Genomic DNA, 15,077 nt, shown 5'->3' with positions numbered 1-15,077 from the left:
TCTCCTTATTTCTCCCTTTTCCTCGTTATTCCACACTTCAATCCTATTTTTCAACAAATCCGTTTTAGTGTACCCTTAATATTAATAACGTATGACAAGGGAGGATTCTATGGCGGAACAAAAAGTGCAAGAACAGATTATTCTGGAGTTCTCTAAGACTTTAGAAATGTTCGACTTATCCCCTTCGGAAGCTAAACTGTTTTCTCTCTTATATATAGAAGGAAAACCAATGACATTAGACGAAATGGCTGATTGGCTAGGGAAAAGCAAAACGTCCGTAAGTAATGGAATTAGGAGCTTATTAGATTTAAATCTAGTTGAAAGAGTTTGGATTAAAGGAATCCGAAAAGACTTATATCAGGCAGAGGATAATCTATACCATAAATTCATGTCCAATTTCATTCATAAATGGCTAGAAGCCATGAAACGTCAAAAAAACTCTCTCATGGAAATTAATAAGGATCTTTCAAACATTAAAAATAAACACGAACTCCCCGACCGATTAAAATCCATGATTGACTTTCATCACAATTTAGAGAAAACCTTTAAGGGACTAAAATCTTCATGAGACAAAAAGCTACCGACTTTTACGGTAGCTTTTTTTGTAACCGCTACCCTACCCTTAAATTAGATTATTTGCGTTTATTCCAGGTACTTGCCCATTCAAAATTATAGCTCAATCATACAGTTATTGTAGGTGCCACGTTCCTTTTTCACTTATAATTTAGAGAACCAAAATCCATTAAAAAATTCTTTACAAAAAACTTTTAAAAAACCTATTGATTTTTCATATGAATCATACTATTATTCGTTGAGGAGAAACAAGCGATTAACCATTCACAGAAACAACATCGTAGGCAAGGGGGAGTAGTGAATGAATTGCTGGAAAAGCATCAATCTATCTAAAGAATTTGGCAGTAACCGTATTTATCTTATTTCCATGATTGTGGGATTGCTATCATTTATTATCTTATATTTACCTTTTTCTATTATTCATCATTCCAGTAATGTAAAAGATTACGGTTTATTCCCATTGCTATTTGGATTACTAATTCTGCCATTGGCTCATAAAGTAGCACATCTTGTACCATTGCTCGTCATGAATAAAAAAATTAAAATCAAATGGAAAAATAAAAAGAAAAATTTACCCAATTTCAGTTTTCGAACACATGGTAAAATGTCTAAAAATACGTCGTTATTCGTTCTGTTATCTCCTACGGTCTTGATTACAATCCCGTGCATAGTAGGAGGATACTTTATCCCTGATTTCTTTGCTTATTTTGTTCTATTTGCTGCAATAAATATTACTTTTTCTTTAGAGGATTTTTTATATGCGGCCTATTTGGTAAAAGCACCGAAAAGATGCGTGATTGATAATGCGCAAGACGGGTACGATATATTAATAAACTAGCAAAGAGAAAGGCACATTGTTAATGTGCCTTTCTCTTTGCTCTACTAATTTTGTCGAAACCTCTTAATCTTCACCTTTAACTGTTCAATCTATTCATTTTTTGATAAAGTAGTCTTAGTGAGGAGGTCTATAGGTATGCCAATCTTTTTTGCTGTTTTTGCATTGTTTGTACTGTTCCTATTTAATTCTTTAACACATAAGCTTTGTGTACAAACAGAAATGCCTCAAGAGAAACAACCTAGTGTGTTTAGAACGATTAATATTCTAATTACTATTTTATTGTTATCCTCGTACGTAGAGGTAACAATTATATAAACATACCATGAAAAGAAGCAAGAGAATGGAACTCGATACTTTAATCGGTGCCGTTCTCTTGCTTCTTTTACTTTTCTGTATAAATGGTGCTTTTATCAAAATATATAAAAAGTGTGTAATTTAGATATTGACTATTTTTTTACTTGTAAAGTATGTTATATTATTTCAAGGGCCTTGTCCTAGAGAAACATAACGTGATTAGGAGTGTTAAATAAATGAAGAAGTTCGCAATCGCAGTAATGGCAACAGGAGTATTAACATTAGCAGCTTGTTCCCAACAAGATAATTCAGAGGCAGTTGTGGAATCAAAAGCTGGAGATGTTACTAAAGAAGAATTCTATAACGCCCTTCAAAAGGAATCTGGAGAAACAGTTCTACAAGAACTTGTTATGCAAAAAGTTTTGGAAGACAAATATGACGTAAGTGATTCAGAAGTGGATGATCAGTTAAAAAAATTAAAAGATCAATATGGAGACCAGTTTGAAGCAGTGCTTCAACAGAATGGTTTTGAAGATGAGGATGCTTTTAAAGAGGTTCTACGTTTAAACTTACTTCAAGAAAAAGCAATAACAGAAGGTATTGAAGTAACAGAGGAAGAAATCAACGAAAAGTATGAGCGTATGCAAACGGAAGTAAAAGCAAGCCACATTTTAGTAAGCGATGAAGACACTGCAAAAAAAGTCAAAAAGCAATTGGATGAAGGAAAAGACTTTGCAGATCTAGCAAAAGACTTCTCGACAGACACAGCTAGTGCTGAAAAAGGTGGAGACTTAGGCTTCTTCGGTACTGGAGCAATGGTTCCAGAATTTGAAGATGCAGCATACAGCATGGAAGTTGGGGAAATTAGTGACCCTGTTCAAACAGATAATGGCTGGCACATCATTAAAGTAACCGACAAGCGTGACGTAGAAGACGTGGAACCACTTAAAGATATTAAAGACGATATCAAGCGTCAAATCGCAAATAGCAAAGTGGACAATGCAAAAGCACAAGAAAAGCTTAATAAGCTAATTGAAGATGCCGATGTAGATGTTAAAATCGATGATTTTAAAGATCTATTCAAAACAGAAAAAGCAACTGAGGAATAAGATTTTTAACCCGACCGAATGGTCGGGTTTTTTATTCGTTATACACAAAAGCCGAAGCTTACAAGCTTCGGCTTTTGTCTTCATCCAGATATTACTTTTTTCTTCTCAACCTCTTCGTCCTTTACATGTCGTTTTTCAGCAATGCGATCCATGAACACTTTACCTTCTTGTTCAATATACCGCTGTTCCAGCTTTTTCTCTGCTCTCATGGCTCTAAAAGACATATATCCACTAAAGAAAATAAATCCAATAAACATATACACCCACCAAGGGATTCCTAATATCATGTAATGACCTCCTTGTCCCTTTTTTAATGAGTCTATGTCTAGCTTATTTAAAATATGCTTAACTTTGCTTAGAGATATAATCTAAGATAGGACTTTAAGCTCCTCTTCCCGATCCATTCGCTTAAACATTACATAGTAAGTAGCTGCACTAAATAGGGCTAACAGGCCAAGTATAAGAAATACGACAAGATAGGAAAAGTAATCCGTTAATACGAGACTTACTGGTGCAATTAGCTTCCCTATCGTAAACCGTAAACTAGCTGCTGAGAAGTATTGCCCTCTCATATGCTCAGGTGCTAGCTTTGCAACGAAGCTTTCTTGTATCCCTACAACGATAAGCTCTCCACCTGTAAAGAGAAGAATCGCAAACATAAATACAAAGATGCTATCAGTCAGTCCATATAAAGCTATACCAACTGCATATAATAGACACGAAAGAATAAAAACATTTCTTTCCTTCCATCTCGTAATGACACGAGAAATATAGACCGTAAATAAGGCCACCAATAAGCCGTTCTCAGCCAATACTAGCGCAAAAGCTCCTTCACCACTTACCGTCACGTGCCAGTCACCGATAGCAAAAAGCTGCTGATTCTCCACTACTTCACTTGTGTACACAGCGATTAGTAGATCTAATTGCATAAATGTCTGTGCAACTAGTACGCCACCGATGATGAATAATAAAAAGTTCTTGTCCCTGGCAATTACTCGATAATCGCTCAATTCATCCCAAACTGCTTTATACCAGCTCGATGGTCGACTAGATTTCCTTTCTTTTAATATTGCCGTTTCATTTAAATATTTATATAGAACAAAAGCTACGATTCCATTTAATATTGCCCCGACCACTAGCATTTCAAACCGGTAACTATAAAACACAAAGCTTCCGATTATTGGAGCAACTACTACTGCAATATTAATAGAGGTATAGAACACTGCAAATACAGACGTCCGGTGTTTTTCCGGTACAACGTCTGCAACCATCGCATGAGATGCTGGCCAGTATAATGCACCCCAAACTCCTAATAAACTAAATGAAAGGAAGGTAAGAATCGGTGATTCCAACCAAGGCGAATTCGCGTAAGCAAACAGCAGAAAGGTCAAAAACTGCGCGCTTGACGCTAAAACCATCATTCTCTTTCTACCAAATCGATCCGCACAGTATCCGCCGACCAAGCTAGCTACTACCGAAAAAGCTTGAGAAATAATAATTAATAGTCCCGTTTTGCCTTTCCCAAACGCATCGTCAAAATATATCGTCATAAACGGGAAGTATGCCCAAAACAATAAGTTCATCATACCTTCCCCAAATAAACGGATTCGTAAGTTACGATCCCAATCTTTCCACTTCATGATGTTTGTTCTCCTTCACCTAACTAGACGTAATATGCCAAAGTATATTATACGCTTAGAATACAGTTTACTGATAGTATTTTTTTATGTTAGAAAAAGAGACTGAGACAAAATATAGTAAGCAATGAAAAAACGAACAATTATAAATAGTGCCTATACCCCGCTCCAGAAATATACGACGCTTTCCGCGGGCGGGCTGGTGACCCTCCTCGTGCTGACGCACGGTGGGGGCTCACCGATGCCTTTTTTCCCGCTGGAGTCTACGTATATTTCCAGAGCTAGTATAGGCTACTGTTCGGCTTTTCAGCTTATCCTTTTCGTTATGTCCCAGCCTCTCCTTCTACTTTTCTTCAAAAGTTGGTTTATAAAATTGACGGTTTTCCATTGCAAAAAGTCGTTCTGTAAATTCCCCAGGGTTTACTTTTTCCAATGCTCGATTTAACATGTTCATTTTTGCATCAATCAAATCGATTAAATGAAGCAGTTCAGCTTCTCTTACTAGCGGAGGTTTCGGACTTCCCCATTCCGCTTTACCGTGATGACTTAAGATCATATGCTGTAAAATCAACACTTCTTCTCCATCTATTTGGAGATCTTTTGCTGCTTGTCCGATTTCTTCAACCATAATAGGAATATGTCCTATTAATTTTCCTTCTAATGTGTAAGAAGGTGCAGAAATTCCAGATAGCTCCTTTAATTTTCCTAAATCGTGCAAGATAATCCCCGCATAAAGGAGATCTTTGTTCACTTCTGGATACAAACTTTTAAGCTCTTTCGCAATTCGCAGCATAGAAACGATATGATATGCTAGTCCAGACACATACTCATGATGATTTTTTACTGCTGCTGGATAGACTAACAGATCGTCCTGATATTTTTTTATGAAATATCGAACCATCCTTTGTAAGTTTGGATTTACCATTTCAAAAATTATCTCCGTAATTTGTTCAAGAAGCGTTTCCTTATCCACCGGAGCCTTTTCAATAAAGTCACTAATTTGCACGCCATCTGTAGCCTGAGCGGGTCGAATCGATTGAATTTTCAACTGGGGACGACCACGAAACTGATTTACATCGCCCATTACCCTTACTAGCATTTCAGATTGAAACAACTCTTCGTCCTCTGGCGTGGCTTCCCAGAGCTTTGCCTCAATCTCTCCAGTTGTATCCTTTAGAATAAGGGTTAAGAAAGGCTTCCCATTACTTGCTACCCCTTTAGTAGCTGCCTTAACTAACAAAAAGTGATCAAATACATCTCCCACATTATAAAAAGCAATCCCTTTTTTCATGTGTTATCCCCTCCCGATTCATTCTCCCTATCCAGACTACTCTTCTATCTTCGGGATATACTCAAATATTTTCCCGGACTCCACAACCTCAATAAATTGCATTAACCATCTGTAATAGTTTTGTGCATATTTTAAACGATAAAGGTCATCATCTAGTTGTTCGATAAGCTTCTCATCTGTTGTTTGCGATTTTAACTTTTCCAATTCTTCCATTGTTTCTTTCGCTTCTTCTATGTTATTTTCTGTATGATGTCTCCACCGGTTCCCAAACAAAGATGTGAACGATTTATACCAATCTTCTTCTGATTTATAGAGATCCTTTCGAATCCCTTTTTTATAAGCAGGCTCAACCATTCTCATTTCAGCTAATGATCGAACACCAGTAGACATGCTTGTCTTACTCATTTCTAGGGCATCCCGCATGTCATCTAACGTCATCGGTTCATCCGCAAAATATAATGCACCGTATAATCTACCAACCGATGTTGTAATACCATATAGATTCATATTTTTAGCAATGACTTGAATAAACTTCTCCACTGCTGCTTCTCTTTTCGCCCATTCTTTGGGCTGTTCTTGGTTCGCCAATGGATGACCCTCCAGAATACTTAATTTCCGCCTAATATCTTACATATTTTATCATTTTTACTTTATGAATGCGAACGATTCTCTGTTAAATTACCGGATAACGAAATCACGTGAACATCCTCGGAAGATGGAAGAAGCTCAGCTCTACATGAAAATAATAAAACTTGATGACGTTCTGATAGGTGGACAAGTATATCCATCATTCGACCAGATCGTTTTTCATCAAAGTGTACAAAAGCATCATCCATAATAAAAGGGAGACCATATTGTTCACTCATCACAGTACCTAACGCTAGTCTTAGCGCAATATAAAGCTGATCGGACGTACCTTGAGACAATTGGTTTACCTGAAAGCGTTGGCCACGATCGTTCTCTACTTGTATACTATTCCCATCCATCGGTGCAAACACTCGCTTATATTTTCCATCTGTTAACTGTTTAAAAAGGGCTGTTGTGACTTCCATAATGGTTGGCATGTGGTTATCTAAATAGTTTTGTTTAGCCTTTTGCAAGGCCGTCTGTGCGATTTTATACGTCGTCCACCTTTTGATTTGTTCTTGAAGAGTTACTTTTTCAGCATAAAATTCATGTAGATACTTAGAATAGTGCTCCGATTTCTCCATCATGGTTAATTTGGAGTGAAGATCAGCGATTGATTGTCTAATGTCTTTTATTGTTATGAATTGTTCTTCAAGAGTTTTTCTCACTTGCTCTCGCTCTAGCTCTATTTTTTCCTGTTCAATAGGCGGAACACTTCTCAACTCTTCCAGCTCATGGTTAGCTAAACTGACAGATAAAGCATGATACAATTGACGGAAATGTTGATCTGCTTTTTCCCATTTTTCATGAAGTGCTCCCCGTTTGAGATATTCGTCTTCCTCATGGACTCCTGTCACTTCAAACAATTGTTGTATTTCATCCTCGTATGGAATGATACGCTCTTCAAATTCAGATAAACGGGTTGTTTTCTCTTCCACTTGGTGCTTCAAATATTCCATTTGTTCCATGAGCTGCTTTTGTGCACGGTACTGTTGTGATAATTCTTCCATTGCATTGTCCACATTCTTTAGTGAAACCGTTTCTACTTTCACAACATCCGTAAGCTCCGCTTCAAACGTTTGATACGTATTATACAATTCAACTAATTCCTTTTGGATTTGTTGCCATTGCTTTCGTTTCTCCAACGCTGCTTCCAAATAGGAATACAATCTAGGCCAATAGGATAACTCTATCCTTTCCAAAAACGGATATGCTTCTATTTGTTGATGGACCTTTTGTTGCAGCTGTTGCGCAGCTTGCTCATAAAACTGTTCTTTTTCCTGAAGCTTTAAACTAGTAGTCCGGATTTGAACGAAATGTGCCTCCAGTTGGCGCCATTCCTCTATTAGCGCATAATGACTTTCCAATTGACGTTTCGCTTTGGTATAAAGTTCTACTTCTCCCGTCGTCAGAGATTCTGATTTATCGTTCTTTATAAAATTTCGCACAAAAATGACTTGTCCAATTGAAAGAATAGCAATAGAAACTCCTATAGGAAACAATAATTCTACATGTAGGAAGTAGCCAGCTATCCCGAATAGAAACGCTAGGATTCCTCCTAATATAAGTTGTTGAGTGCTACGCCGGATTCTTTTATTCTGTGCTTTGCTCCAGCTTGAGTTGTTCTGACCGCCAGGTGAAAAATCATATCGATCACGAATAGCTTCTAGTTCTTGGACCTTTTGTTCCGGTAATAGTTCACGTTTTAATCGGTCTTGTTGAACTTCGATATTTTTCCTCTGTCTCTCTAGAGCACTTGATTCTTCGGATAATTGATTCTGAGAATGGATAAGTTTCTCCTTTTCCTGATGCAATTGATTCCAGTAATCTTCAATATGAAAAGGAATGGAGATCTCATCTAAATCCGATACTTCTATTCCCGCATTTATTCGCTGCAAAAGCTGACGGAGCTCCTCTTTTAAGTGGTCAGATTCATTATGCTTAAAATCCATATTTAGCTTCACTTGTTGTATAGTATTCGCTCGCTGTAGCAAGTGCTCCATTTTCCTTAACTGCTCATGCGAGACTAATTGCTTCTCTATCTCAGTTATATCAGTTTCGTAGGATTCTATGGTGGATTTCAATACACGAATCTCACTTAAGATAGGTAATAGTTTATCCTTAAGTTGCTGATATCTTTCTACCCCTTGCGTCGGAAAGCGATTGGCTTCAGCTTTTTCTAACCGAGTTAATTCAGATAAAGTGACATAATAATCTACCATCTGAGGATGGATTTCTAGCTTTTTTGTTAACCTTGCTTCTTTTTCTTGTAGCTCCTCTTGTTTGTCAATTAGCTCTTGTAATGTTTGTTGAAGCTGACGCTGTTCGTCTCTGGTCTGTACATATAACTCCTGTTCATGTTCCAAGCGTGCAATCTCTTGCGATATGGCTTCCAATCGTTCCACTTGTTGATTAATGGCTGGATTTCGTCCCTGAGGCTTAAATAATTCATTTAAGTACTGATCTAGCCTTTTTTCAATCGCATAAATTTGATCAGAACCAGTCATCCCAACACCAAGTAGGACCTCACCGAGCTCTTCTGCCTTCATCGTATGCAACTGATATAGCTCTTGCGCATCGAAGGAAAAGATAGATTGATACGTGTCTAAGGATAAGCCTACGACGTTCGTTCGAAACCATTCCTCAGATTTTCTTTCCCCATTACTCAAATAACATTGGAGCTCCCCGTTAAAGCGGTTATGATCCCTTTCCAATACTATTTCCCCTTCATCCTCTGTGGAGATAGCTAGTCTACCCCCGACATTCCCTCCAGTATTAGGGCGATAAAATTCCCGTTTTCTTGGTGGGAATCCAAACAACATAAATAAAAGAAACTGCCTTATTGTTGACTTACCTGATTCATTTTCTCCTATAATCATAGAAAAAGAGTGCTTAGAAAAATCAAGCTCTTGATGTTCCCATTTTCCAAACCCGTATATATAGGCAGAGTTTATTTTCATCCTGTTACCCTTCCTTTGTTAACTGCTCCATAATTAATTCTTTAGTGGCTTCTTTTAACTCTTCCTGTTCCGCTTCTGTGAAAGCATCAAGATATTTACGAACTTGTTTATGTTGTACAAGCGGTTGTATGATTTCTTGAATCTGTACCTCTTCCTGTAAAGAGCGAAACACTTCTTTACGAAAGCCAAGCTGCTCCTCTGATTGGTCAGACGGGTCCTGATAATAGCTTAATTTATATCCTTCAATATGAATCCATTCTTCCATTGAAAAATCATCTCTTTCATTCTCTAACTCCATTATATCTGCTACTTGCCCTGTCACATGCCAATTTCTCAAGTTAGAAGACAGCCCTAAAAATTGAATCGTAAGTATATATTTTCCACCCTTGTAATGTTGGATATTTTGGTGCAGAACAGCCGCAACATCCCCTATATTCATACAATGGCGAATATCTAATTCGAGGGTCTCAAAACGAATGTCCTGTAAAGGAAAAAAAGAAAGTTCTGTCGTTGATTCGTCCATCTCCACCACATAACAGCCCTTTTCCCCAGTTTCCTTTTTTGATCTTCCTTGGATATTACCTGGATACACAATAAAAGGGTCTGTCTTCAAAACATCCCGTTTGTGTATATGGCCGAGTGCCCAATAGTCAAACGGTTTGCTATCTAGATCACTTATTTGAAACGGTGCATACACGTCATGCTCCTTATTTGTAGAAAAGCTCCCATGTAAAGTTGCAATGTGAAAAGGGGCTCCTTCCATTCGAACATACTCACTAGATTTATTTGTTCTTACCTCTCGTTCCTTATAACTAAACCCGTAAATGTGTGCTAAACGTTTCCCATCCTTTATAAACGGATAATGAGAGACTTCCTCTGACTCAAATAGTTTGACGTTTTCTGGTAGCGTCACAGCCAAGGATCGTTGACCTACATAATCATGGTTTCCAAAAGATGCAAATACGGGAATATGCTGTCGATGTAATTGCTCCATCGCTTCTTTGAATTTTATTTGAGCCTTCAAAGATAACAATTCTTTATCAAAGATATCTCCTACTATTAATACAAAGTCTACTTGTTCGTTGATTGCTAGACGTACTAAACGAGAAAGTGCTGTAAATGTACTTGCTTGAACATCATTGTATTTTTTCGGAGACATGTTGCTTAATCCTTTGAATGGACTATCTAAATGGAGGTCTGCACAATGAATAAATTTGATGGTTCCTTTTGTCATTGGTAAATCCTTCCCGAATATAATTTTTCCTTCATTTTAACAGAAACGAAAAGCGAATGCACGTTCGATTATAGTGCGCTTAGAAAATCTATAGAATCGTCCCTCGGTGCATTTTCCAAACCAAAAAAGAGTGCGTGACGCACTCTTTTGCTTTGCTAAGGTCTAGGTCTCCTCATCATTTCTTTATGCTCAAAGCCATATTTTTCGTATAAAGTGTGGGCATCTTTAGTGGCCAATCCTATTGAGGTTAACTTCACATCTGGATGTTCAAGAATCGTCTGCACAAGCCATTTCCCTAACCCTTCTCCTCGGTAGGAATCTTCAATAATTACATCCATTAACCAAGAGAATACAGCTTTATCCGTGATAACTCGCGCAAAACCAATCTGCTCCTTTCGTTTATATATACCAAAATTCAAAGAGTGTTTTATGCTTTCCTCCACGGTAGCTCTTGGACGTTCCTTTGCCCAATAAGAGTTTGAAAGTAGAAAAAATAACTTATCTATATCTAACCTTCTAGAATCTGTATCAATTTCGTATTCTCCAAGTTCCCATTTCACTTACTAATCTCTCCTTATAGAAAAGGAATCGCACTACTGCGATTCCTTCAGCTTACATTACTTATCTTTTTTAGACAGCTCCAATGCTTTTTTGAAGTCTTTAATAGAAGCAGATTTTCCATACATAAGCACACCGCCACGATATACTCTTCCACCTATTATACCTAGAAGTGCAATAGATGCAATCATAATCCCAATGGAAATCGCAATCTCCCAGAAAGGAATATCTAGCATCCCTACTCTTAAAAACATAAGCATAGGCGTGAAGAATGGAATGAAGGATGTTACCGTAACAACCTGAGACTCTGGGTTGTTTAAGCCGACAAACATCGCAATAAAGAAAGCTATCATGATAAGATAAATTACCGGTGCCATCATCTGATTAATTTCTTCCATTCTACTTACCAAGGAACCTAGCATAGCAGATAACGTCGCATATAATAAATAACCTAGCAAGAAGAAAACAATCGCATAGACGAAGGTAGATATACCAGCATCCGCAAGACCAAAGTACTCAAACACTCCACCTGTTAATTCATCTTTTTTCATTGATAGCATGACATAGCCTGCTACTACAAATACTCCTACTTGGGTAATACCTAACAACGCAATGCCAAAAATTTTCGCAAACATCTGACTTACTGGAGGCATGCTGGAAATTAGGATTTCCATAACTCTTGATGCTTTTTCGTTTGCAATATCCATTGCAATCATATTTCCATACATAATAACTGCAATGTAAAGCATGAACAGCATAACATACACAATACCACGTGTTGTATTTAATTCTTCTTCTGTTTTAGCATTTTCTTCAAGTGATACTTTATCGAATGTTACCGGGGCAAAAATTTCTTGCACAGTAGCCTGTTCAATGCCTGCATTATTTGCAGAGATGGCGACTTTTAACTGTTGTAGATTTTGCTCCAACACGTCGGTTTCTCCTGCCGTGGATACTTTGTTTGCAAAGTAAGTAGCTTCAGGAATTTGTTGATCGTTTACCTTAATATGAAGTAATCCGTCTAGTTCTTCAGAGCTTACTAGCTCTTTACCTTGCTCTAGTGTGCCATCATAATTTTCTAATTCTATATCTGCATCTCCAACTTGAAGAGATTCATCTAGTGATTCATATAATTGGCCAGACTCATCGATGACTGCTACCTTCGTCGCTTCGTCCCCACCGAAAGACTCTATAATCGTTTGGATATTTCCAACTGCAACAATTAAAAGAATCGTTAGTGCTGTTGTAAATAGAAAGGATTTCGTCTTTAGTCTGCTCAAATACGTATGAGAAAGAACAATCCAAAACTTATTCATAGGACTCACCTGCTTTCTCAATGAATATATCATTTAGAGATGGCTCTTCTAAGGCGAATTTGCGAATAAATCCTTTTCCTTGAAGGGCTTCAAACACTTGTTGGGAAACTTCCTCTTTATCGATTTGTAACTCACAGCCTTCTGCTACTTTTTTAAATTTCACTACACCGTTCATAGATTCTAAGAAAGTTAAATCAAAATCCGCATGAATAAATAAGTTCTTTTTCCCGAAAGAGCGTTTAATTTCCTTTAAAGAGCCATGAACAACTGGTTTCCCGTGTTGCATAATACATAAAAACTCACAAAGCTCCTCTACGTGCTCCATTCTATGGGAAGAAAATACTATCGAAGTGCCTTGTTCTTTTAAATCTACAACTGCTTTTTTTAACAGCTCTACATTCACTGGGTCTAAACCAGAGAATGGTTCGTCTAAAATTAACAATTCAGGCTTATGTATAACAGCAGAAATAAATTGAATTTTTTGTTGGTTTCCTTTCGAAAGCTCTTCTACCTTTTTGTTTTCATATTCTGTAATACGAAAAAGCTCTAACCAATGTCGCAATTCATGGATGATATCCTTTTTCTGCATGCCACGAAGCTTTCCTAAGTACACAATTTGATCCACTACTTTTAATTTTGGATACAGTCCTCTTTCCTCTGGTAAATACCCGATGAGGTCACTATTACTATAGTTAATCGGGTTATCATTCCAAGAAATCTCTCCCTCTGTTGCATCAATGAGTCCGAGAATCATTCGAAATGTCGTCGTTTTCCCTGCTCCATTAGCACCTAAAAAACCGAAAATTTGCTTTTCTGGAATCTCAATGGATAGGTTATCCACTGCAGTGAATGAACCGAACCGTTTGGTTACTTGGTTAATTTTTAAGCTCATCGTTCCACTCCTTTCTGTTCCTTTCTACGAGTTACATAATAAAAAAGTTCCCTTAAATATTATAAACGTTATATAAAAGGTTTTGGTCAAAATATGTAAAAGAATTTTTTTAAAAATGCTTAAATAAAAAAACCTTGTCTCATTCGTTGAGTACAAGGTTTCTCAAATTATTGTTCCGTATCTCCATATAATTCTTCTAATGGTTTTGTAATGATGCGACTTACATCATTAATTACTACATTTAAACGTTGTTCTTGCTCCATCAGGTTGGAAATTTGTTCATGTTGTTGTACAAGTTCGACAACTTGGCGAGCTTTTTCTACTTCTTCTTCGGTAATTTCTTGTCCTTGCATTTGCTTTTCTTGCAGTTCAATTTGCGTTTTACGGAAATCATCGAACATTTTCTTCGCTTGTTCATCCGCCATTACCGTTTCATATGCTTGTTTCAAGCCTTGAAATTCTTCACTGTTGCGAATTGCTTTTTCTAAGTCATACGCGCTATCGTACATATTTGCCATTTTATTACCTCCTAGTTGGCATTTGATTCCTACCAACTATAACAAACCCCTACTCTTAATGAAAGTGATAGAGAGATTTATGAGAGAATTAAGACAATGATACCCTGGACTAGTCCAATTATACCTCCAAGTAATGCTCCCAAATACGTTATCATTTTAAATTCTCGGCGTGATATATTTAATACAAGTTGTTCCACACGCTGAATGGGAAAAGAAGCAACTTCTGCTTCCACAATCTCTTCAATTTTTAATGAATGGAACAACACGTCCATTTGATGAATTAGTATATCCGTTGCTTTTTCTACAAGAGTTGGAACTACCCTTTGGTTAATGAATTGTGGTATATGTGAAGGTAACCATTCTATTAATGGTTGATCTAGCTTTCCTTCAGGTACAATTTGATCACTAATCATCTGGATAACAGAATCTAGTGTTTCTTCCCCAATAAGATTGGCGATGGTATATACGTTTTTATCTAATACCTTCTCCCATTCGCTCGAAAGAAGTCGCTCCAACATTTCTTTTCCATCCTCGGATTCTATATATTGTACAATTAATGGTTGAATATGATCAGCAAGACTGTTATTCCCTAAAAAAGAGGAAATCATATTCCCTAAAAATCCTCGACCACCTAAATAAGCTTGAATGATATCCGATATTTTTTGACGAGCTTCCGATCCTCCAACATACTGAACAAGTGCTTTCTGAATGTAAGAAGAAAGCTGCTCAATCTGCCTCTCCGACTTCTCTAAGCTCCTCGCTCCTAATAATTGTCGGAGGCTTCGTTCTCCGTTCCTTTCTACGAAGTTTTGTAGCTTTTTCTTTCCAAAGCCATGGATGACTCCCTTCACTTGTCTTTCCGAAACAGAGATTCCAATGGAATGAAGAATAGAAAGCAGAGACTGATTGGAGTTATACACCTTATTAATCTCTGTTGTTATCCATTCCGAAACATTCTGTTTAAACCGACTGTTTTCCAACCTTCTTTTCATCCCCGCCGGGGTAAGCAAATGCTCGACCACCATTCTACCTAATTGTTTCGCTAGCTCTTCCCTTCGCTTTGGAATAAGTCCAGGGGTAAACGGAACTTTCCATTTTCCTAAGTATTTTGCTTCATACGGGCGAAAAAGCATCTTTATCGCAATGGAGTTTGTAACACCCCCAATTAAAGCACCAATGAAAATCATAAATAATACGAGTAAAAATCCCATATATATCGACCTTTCTATT

The 15,077-nt window shown here is 37.3% G+C and carries 15 protein-coding genes; 4 read left to right on the top strand and 11 right to left on the bottom strand.

All coding sequences use genetic code 11. From position 1 onward, the window contains the following. Positions 1-109 precede the first annotated feature (109 nt). From FN924_RS05745 to FN924_RS05730, 4 genes are all read left to right on the top strand, one after another. Positions 110-568: a GbsR/MarR family transcriptional regulator gene (locus FN924_RS05745; RefSeq protein WP_194709691.1), complete on the top strand. Its 459-nt coding sequence runs from the start codon at positions 110-112 to the stop codon at positions 566-568. Between the two features lie 306 nt (positions 569-874). Continuing rightward, positions 875-1,411 carry a DUF3267 domain-containing protein gene (locus tag FN924_RS05740; RefSeq protein ID WP_143892579.1) on the top strand — a complete coding sequence of 179 codons (537 nt, stop codon included), beginning with the start codon at positions 875-877 and terminating at the stop codon, positions 1,409-1,411. A 135-nt stretch (positions 1,412-1,546) separates the two neighbouring features. Then, a complete protein-coding gene (locus FN924_RS05735) occupies positions 1,547-1,726 on the top strand; it encodes a hypothetical protein (protein WP_143892577.1) in 180 nt (59 codons plus the stop codon). A 215-nt stretch (positions 1,727-1,941) separates the two neighbouring features. Further along, on the top strand, positions 1,942-2,814 hold the full coding sequence (locus FN924_RS05730) for a peptidylprolyl isomerase (protein ID WP_143892575.1): 873 nt from the start codon (positions 1,942-1,944) through the stop codon (positions 2,812-2,814). An 80-nt stretch (positions 2,815-2,894) separates the two neighbouring features. Here the strand turns inward: FN924_RS05730 and FN924_RS05725 are convergent, their stop codons facing one another. The 11 genes from FN924_RS05725 to FN924_RS05675 all read right to left on the bottom strand — a co-directional run bounded on the left by FN924_RS05725 (position 2,895) and on the right by FN924_RS05675 (position 15,058). Next, complete coding sequence (locus tag FN924_RS05725) at positions 2,895-3,101, bottom strand: sporulation YhaL family protein (protein ID WP_143892573.1); 207 nt, start codon at positions 3,099-3,101, stop codon at positions 2,895-2,897. A gap of 81 nt (positions 3,102-3,182) precedes the next feature. Then, entirely contained in the window at positions 3,183-4,454 is a 1,272-nt protein-coding gene (locus tag FN924_RS05720) for an MDR family MFS transporter (RefSeq protein WP_143892571.1), read from the bottom strand. Between the two features lie 340 nt (positions 4,455-4,794). Next, positions 4,795-5,742 carry a 3'-5' exoribonuclease YhaM gene (yhaM, locus tag FN924_RS05715; protein ID WP_143892569.1) on the bottom strand — a complete coding sequence of 316 codons (948 nt, stop codon included), beginning with the start codon at positions 5,740-5,742 and terminating at the stop codon, positions 4,795-4,797. A gap of 36 nt (positions 5,743-5,778) precedes the next feature. Continuing rightward, on the bottom strand, positions 5,779-6,330 hold the full coding sequence (locus FN924_RS05710; RefSeq protein ID WP_143892567.1) for a GbsR/MarR family transcriptional regulator: 552 nt from the start codon (positions 6,328-6,330) through the stop codon (positions 5,779-5,781). Between the two features lie 62 nt (positions 6,331-6,392). Then, the gene (locus FN924_RS05705) at positions 6,393-9,329 is read right to left on the bottom strand and encodes an ATP-binding protein (protein WP_143892565.1); all 2,937 of its coding nucleotides are present in this window, start codon (positions 9,327-9,329) and stop codon (positions 6,393-6,395) included. A gap of 4 nt (positions 9,330-9,333) precedes the next feature. Further along, entirely contained in the window at positions 9,334-10,563 is a 1,230-nt protein-coding gene (locus FN924_RS05700) for a metallophosphoesterase family protein (RefSeq protein WP_143892564.1), read from the bottom strand. Between the two features lie 155 nt (positions 10,564-10,718). Continuing rightward, on the bottom strand, positions 10,719-11,123 hold the full coding sequence (locus tag FN924_RS05695; protein ID WP_143892562.1) for a GNAT family N-acetyltransferase: 405 nt from the start codon (positions 11,121-11,123) through the stop codon (positions 10,719-10,721). 57 nt (positions 11,124-11,180) lie between these two features. Next, positions 11,181-12,437 (bottom strand): ABC transporter permease, encoded by a 1,257-nt coding sequence (locus FN924_RS05690; RefSeq protein ID WP_143892560.1) that lies wholly within the window; start codon positions 12,435-12,437, stop codon positions 11,181-11,183. Continuing rightward, positions 12,430-13,329 (bottom strand): ABC transporter ATP-binding protein, encoded by a 900-nt coding sequence (locus FN924_RS05685; RefSeq protein WP_143892558.1) that lies wholly within the window; start codon positions 13,327-13,329, stop codon positions 12,430-12,432. Before FN924_RS05685 ends, FN924_RS05690 begins: the two co-directional genes overlap by 8 nt. 167 nt (positions 13,330-13,496) lie before the next feature. Then, positions 13,497-13,847 (bottom strand): YlbF/YmcA family competence regulator, encoded by a 351-nt coding sequence (locus tag FN924_RS05680; protein ID WP_143892556.1) that lies wholly within the window; start codon positions 13,845-13,847, stop codon positions 13,497-13,499. Positions 13,848-13,924: 77 nt separating this feature from the next. After that, entirely contained in the window at positions 13,925-15,058 is a 1,134-nt protein-coding gene (locus FN924_RS05675; RefSeq protein ID WP_143892554.1) for a DUF445 domain-containing protein, read from the bottom strand. Between the last annotated feature and the right edge of the window lie 19 nt (positions 15,059-15,077).

Origin of the sequence: Radiobacillus deserti (genome assembly GCF_007301515.1) — a bacterium.
Lineage (GTDB): Bacteria > Bacillota > Bacilli > Bacillales > Amphibacillaceae > Radiobacillus > Radiobacillus deserti.
Note: the sequence above shows the minus strand (reverse complement) of the source record. Positions and strands in the feature narration are given on the sequence as shown.

Coding starts and splice junctions, on each gene's coding strand:
- FN924_RS05745 (WP_194709691.1), top strand. CDS start 110: ATGGCGGAACAAAAAGTGCAAGAACAGATTATTCTGGAGTTCTCTAAG.
- FN924_RS05740 (WP_143892579.1), top strand. CDS start 875: ATGAATTGCTGGAAAAGCATCAATCTATCTAAAGAATTTGGCAGTAAC.
- FN924_RS05735 (WP_143892577.1), top strand. CDS start 1,547: ATGCCAATCTTTTTTGCTGTTTTTGCATTGTTTGTACTGTTCCTATTT.
- FN924_RS05730 (WP_143892575.1), top strand. CDS start 1,942: ATGAAGAAGTTCGCAATCGCAGTAATGGCAACAGGAGTATTAACATTA.
- FN924_RS05725 (WP_143892573.1), bottom strand. CDS start 3,101: ATGATATTAGGAATCCCTTGGTGGGTGTATATGTTTATTGGATTTATT.
- FN924_RS05720 (WP_143892571.1), bottom strand. CDS start 4,454: ATGAAGTGGAAAGATTGGGATCGTAACTTACGAATCCGTTTATTTGGG.
- yhaM (WP_143892569.1), bottom strand. CDS start 5,742: ATGAAAAAAGGGATTGCTTTTTATAATGTGGGAGATGTATTTGATCAC.
- FN924_RS05705 (WP_143892565.1), bottom strand. CDS start 9,329: ATGAAAATAAACTCTGCCTATATATACGGGTTTGGAAAATGGGAACAT.
- FN924_RS05700 (WP_143892564.1), bottom strand. CDS start 10,563: ATGACAAAAGGAACCATCAAATTTATTCATTGTGCAGACCTCCATTTA.
- FN924_RS05690 (WP_143892560.1), bottom strand. CDS start 12,437: ATGAATAAGTTTTGGATTGTTCTTTCTCATACGTATTTGAGCAGACTA.
- FN924_RS05685 (WP_143892558.1), bottom strand. CDS start 13,329: ATGAGCTTAAAAATTAACCAAGTAACCAAACGGTTCGGTTCATTCACT.
- FN924_RS05680 (WP_143892556.1), bottom strand. CDS start 13,847: ATGGCAAATATGTACGATAGCGCGTATGACTTAGAAAAAGCAATTCGC.
- FN924_RS05675 (WP_143892554.1), bottom strand. CDS start 15,058: ATGGGATTTTTACTCGTATTATTTATGATTTTCATTGGTGCTTTAATT.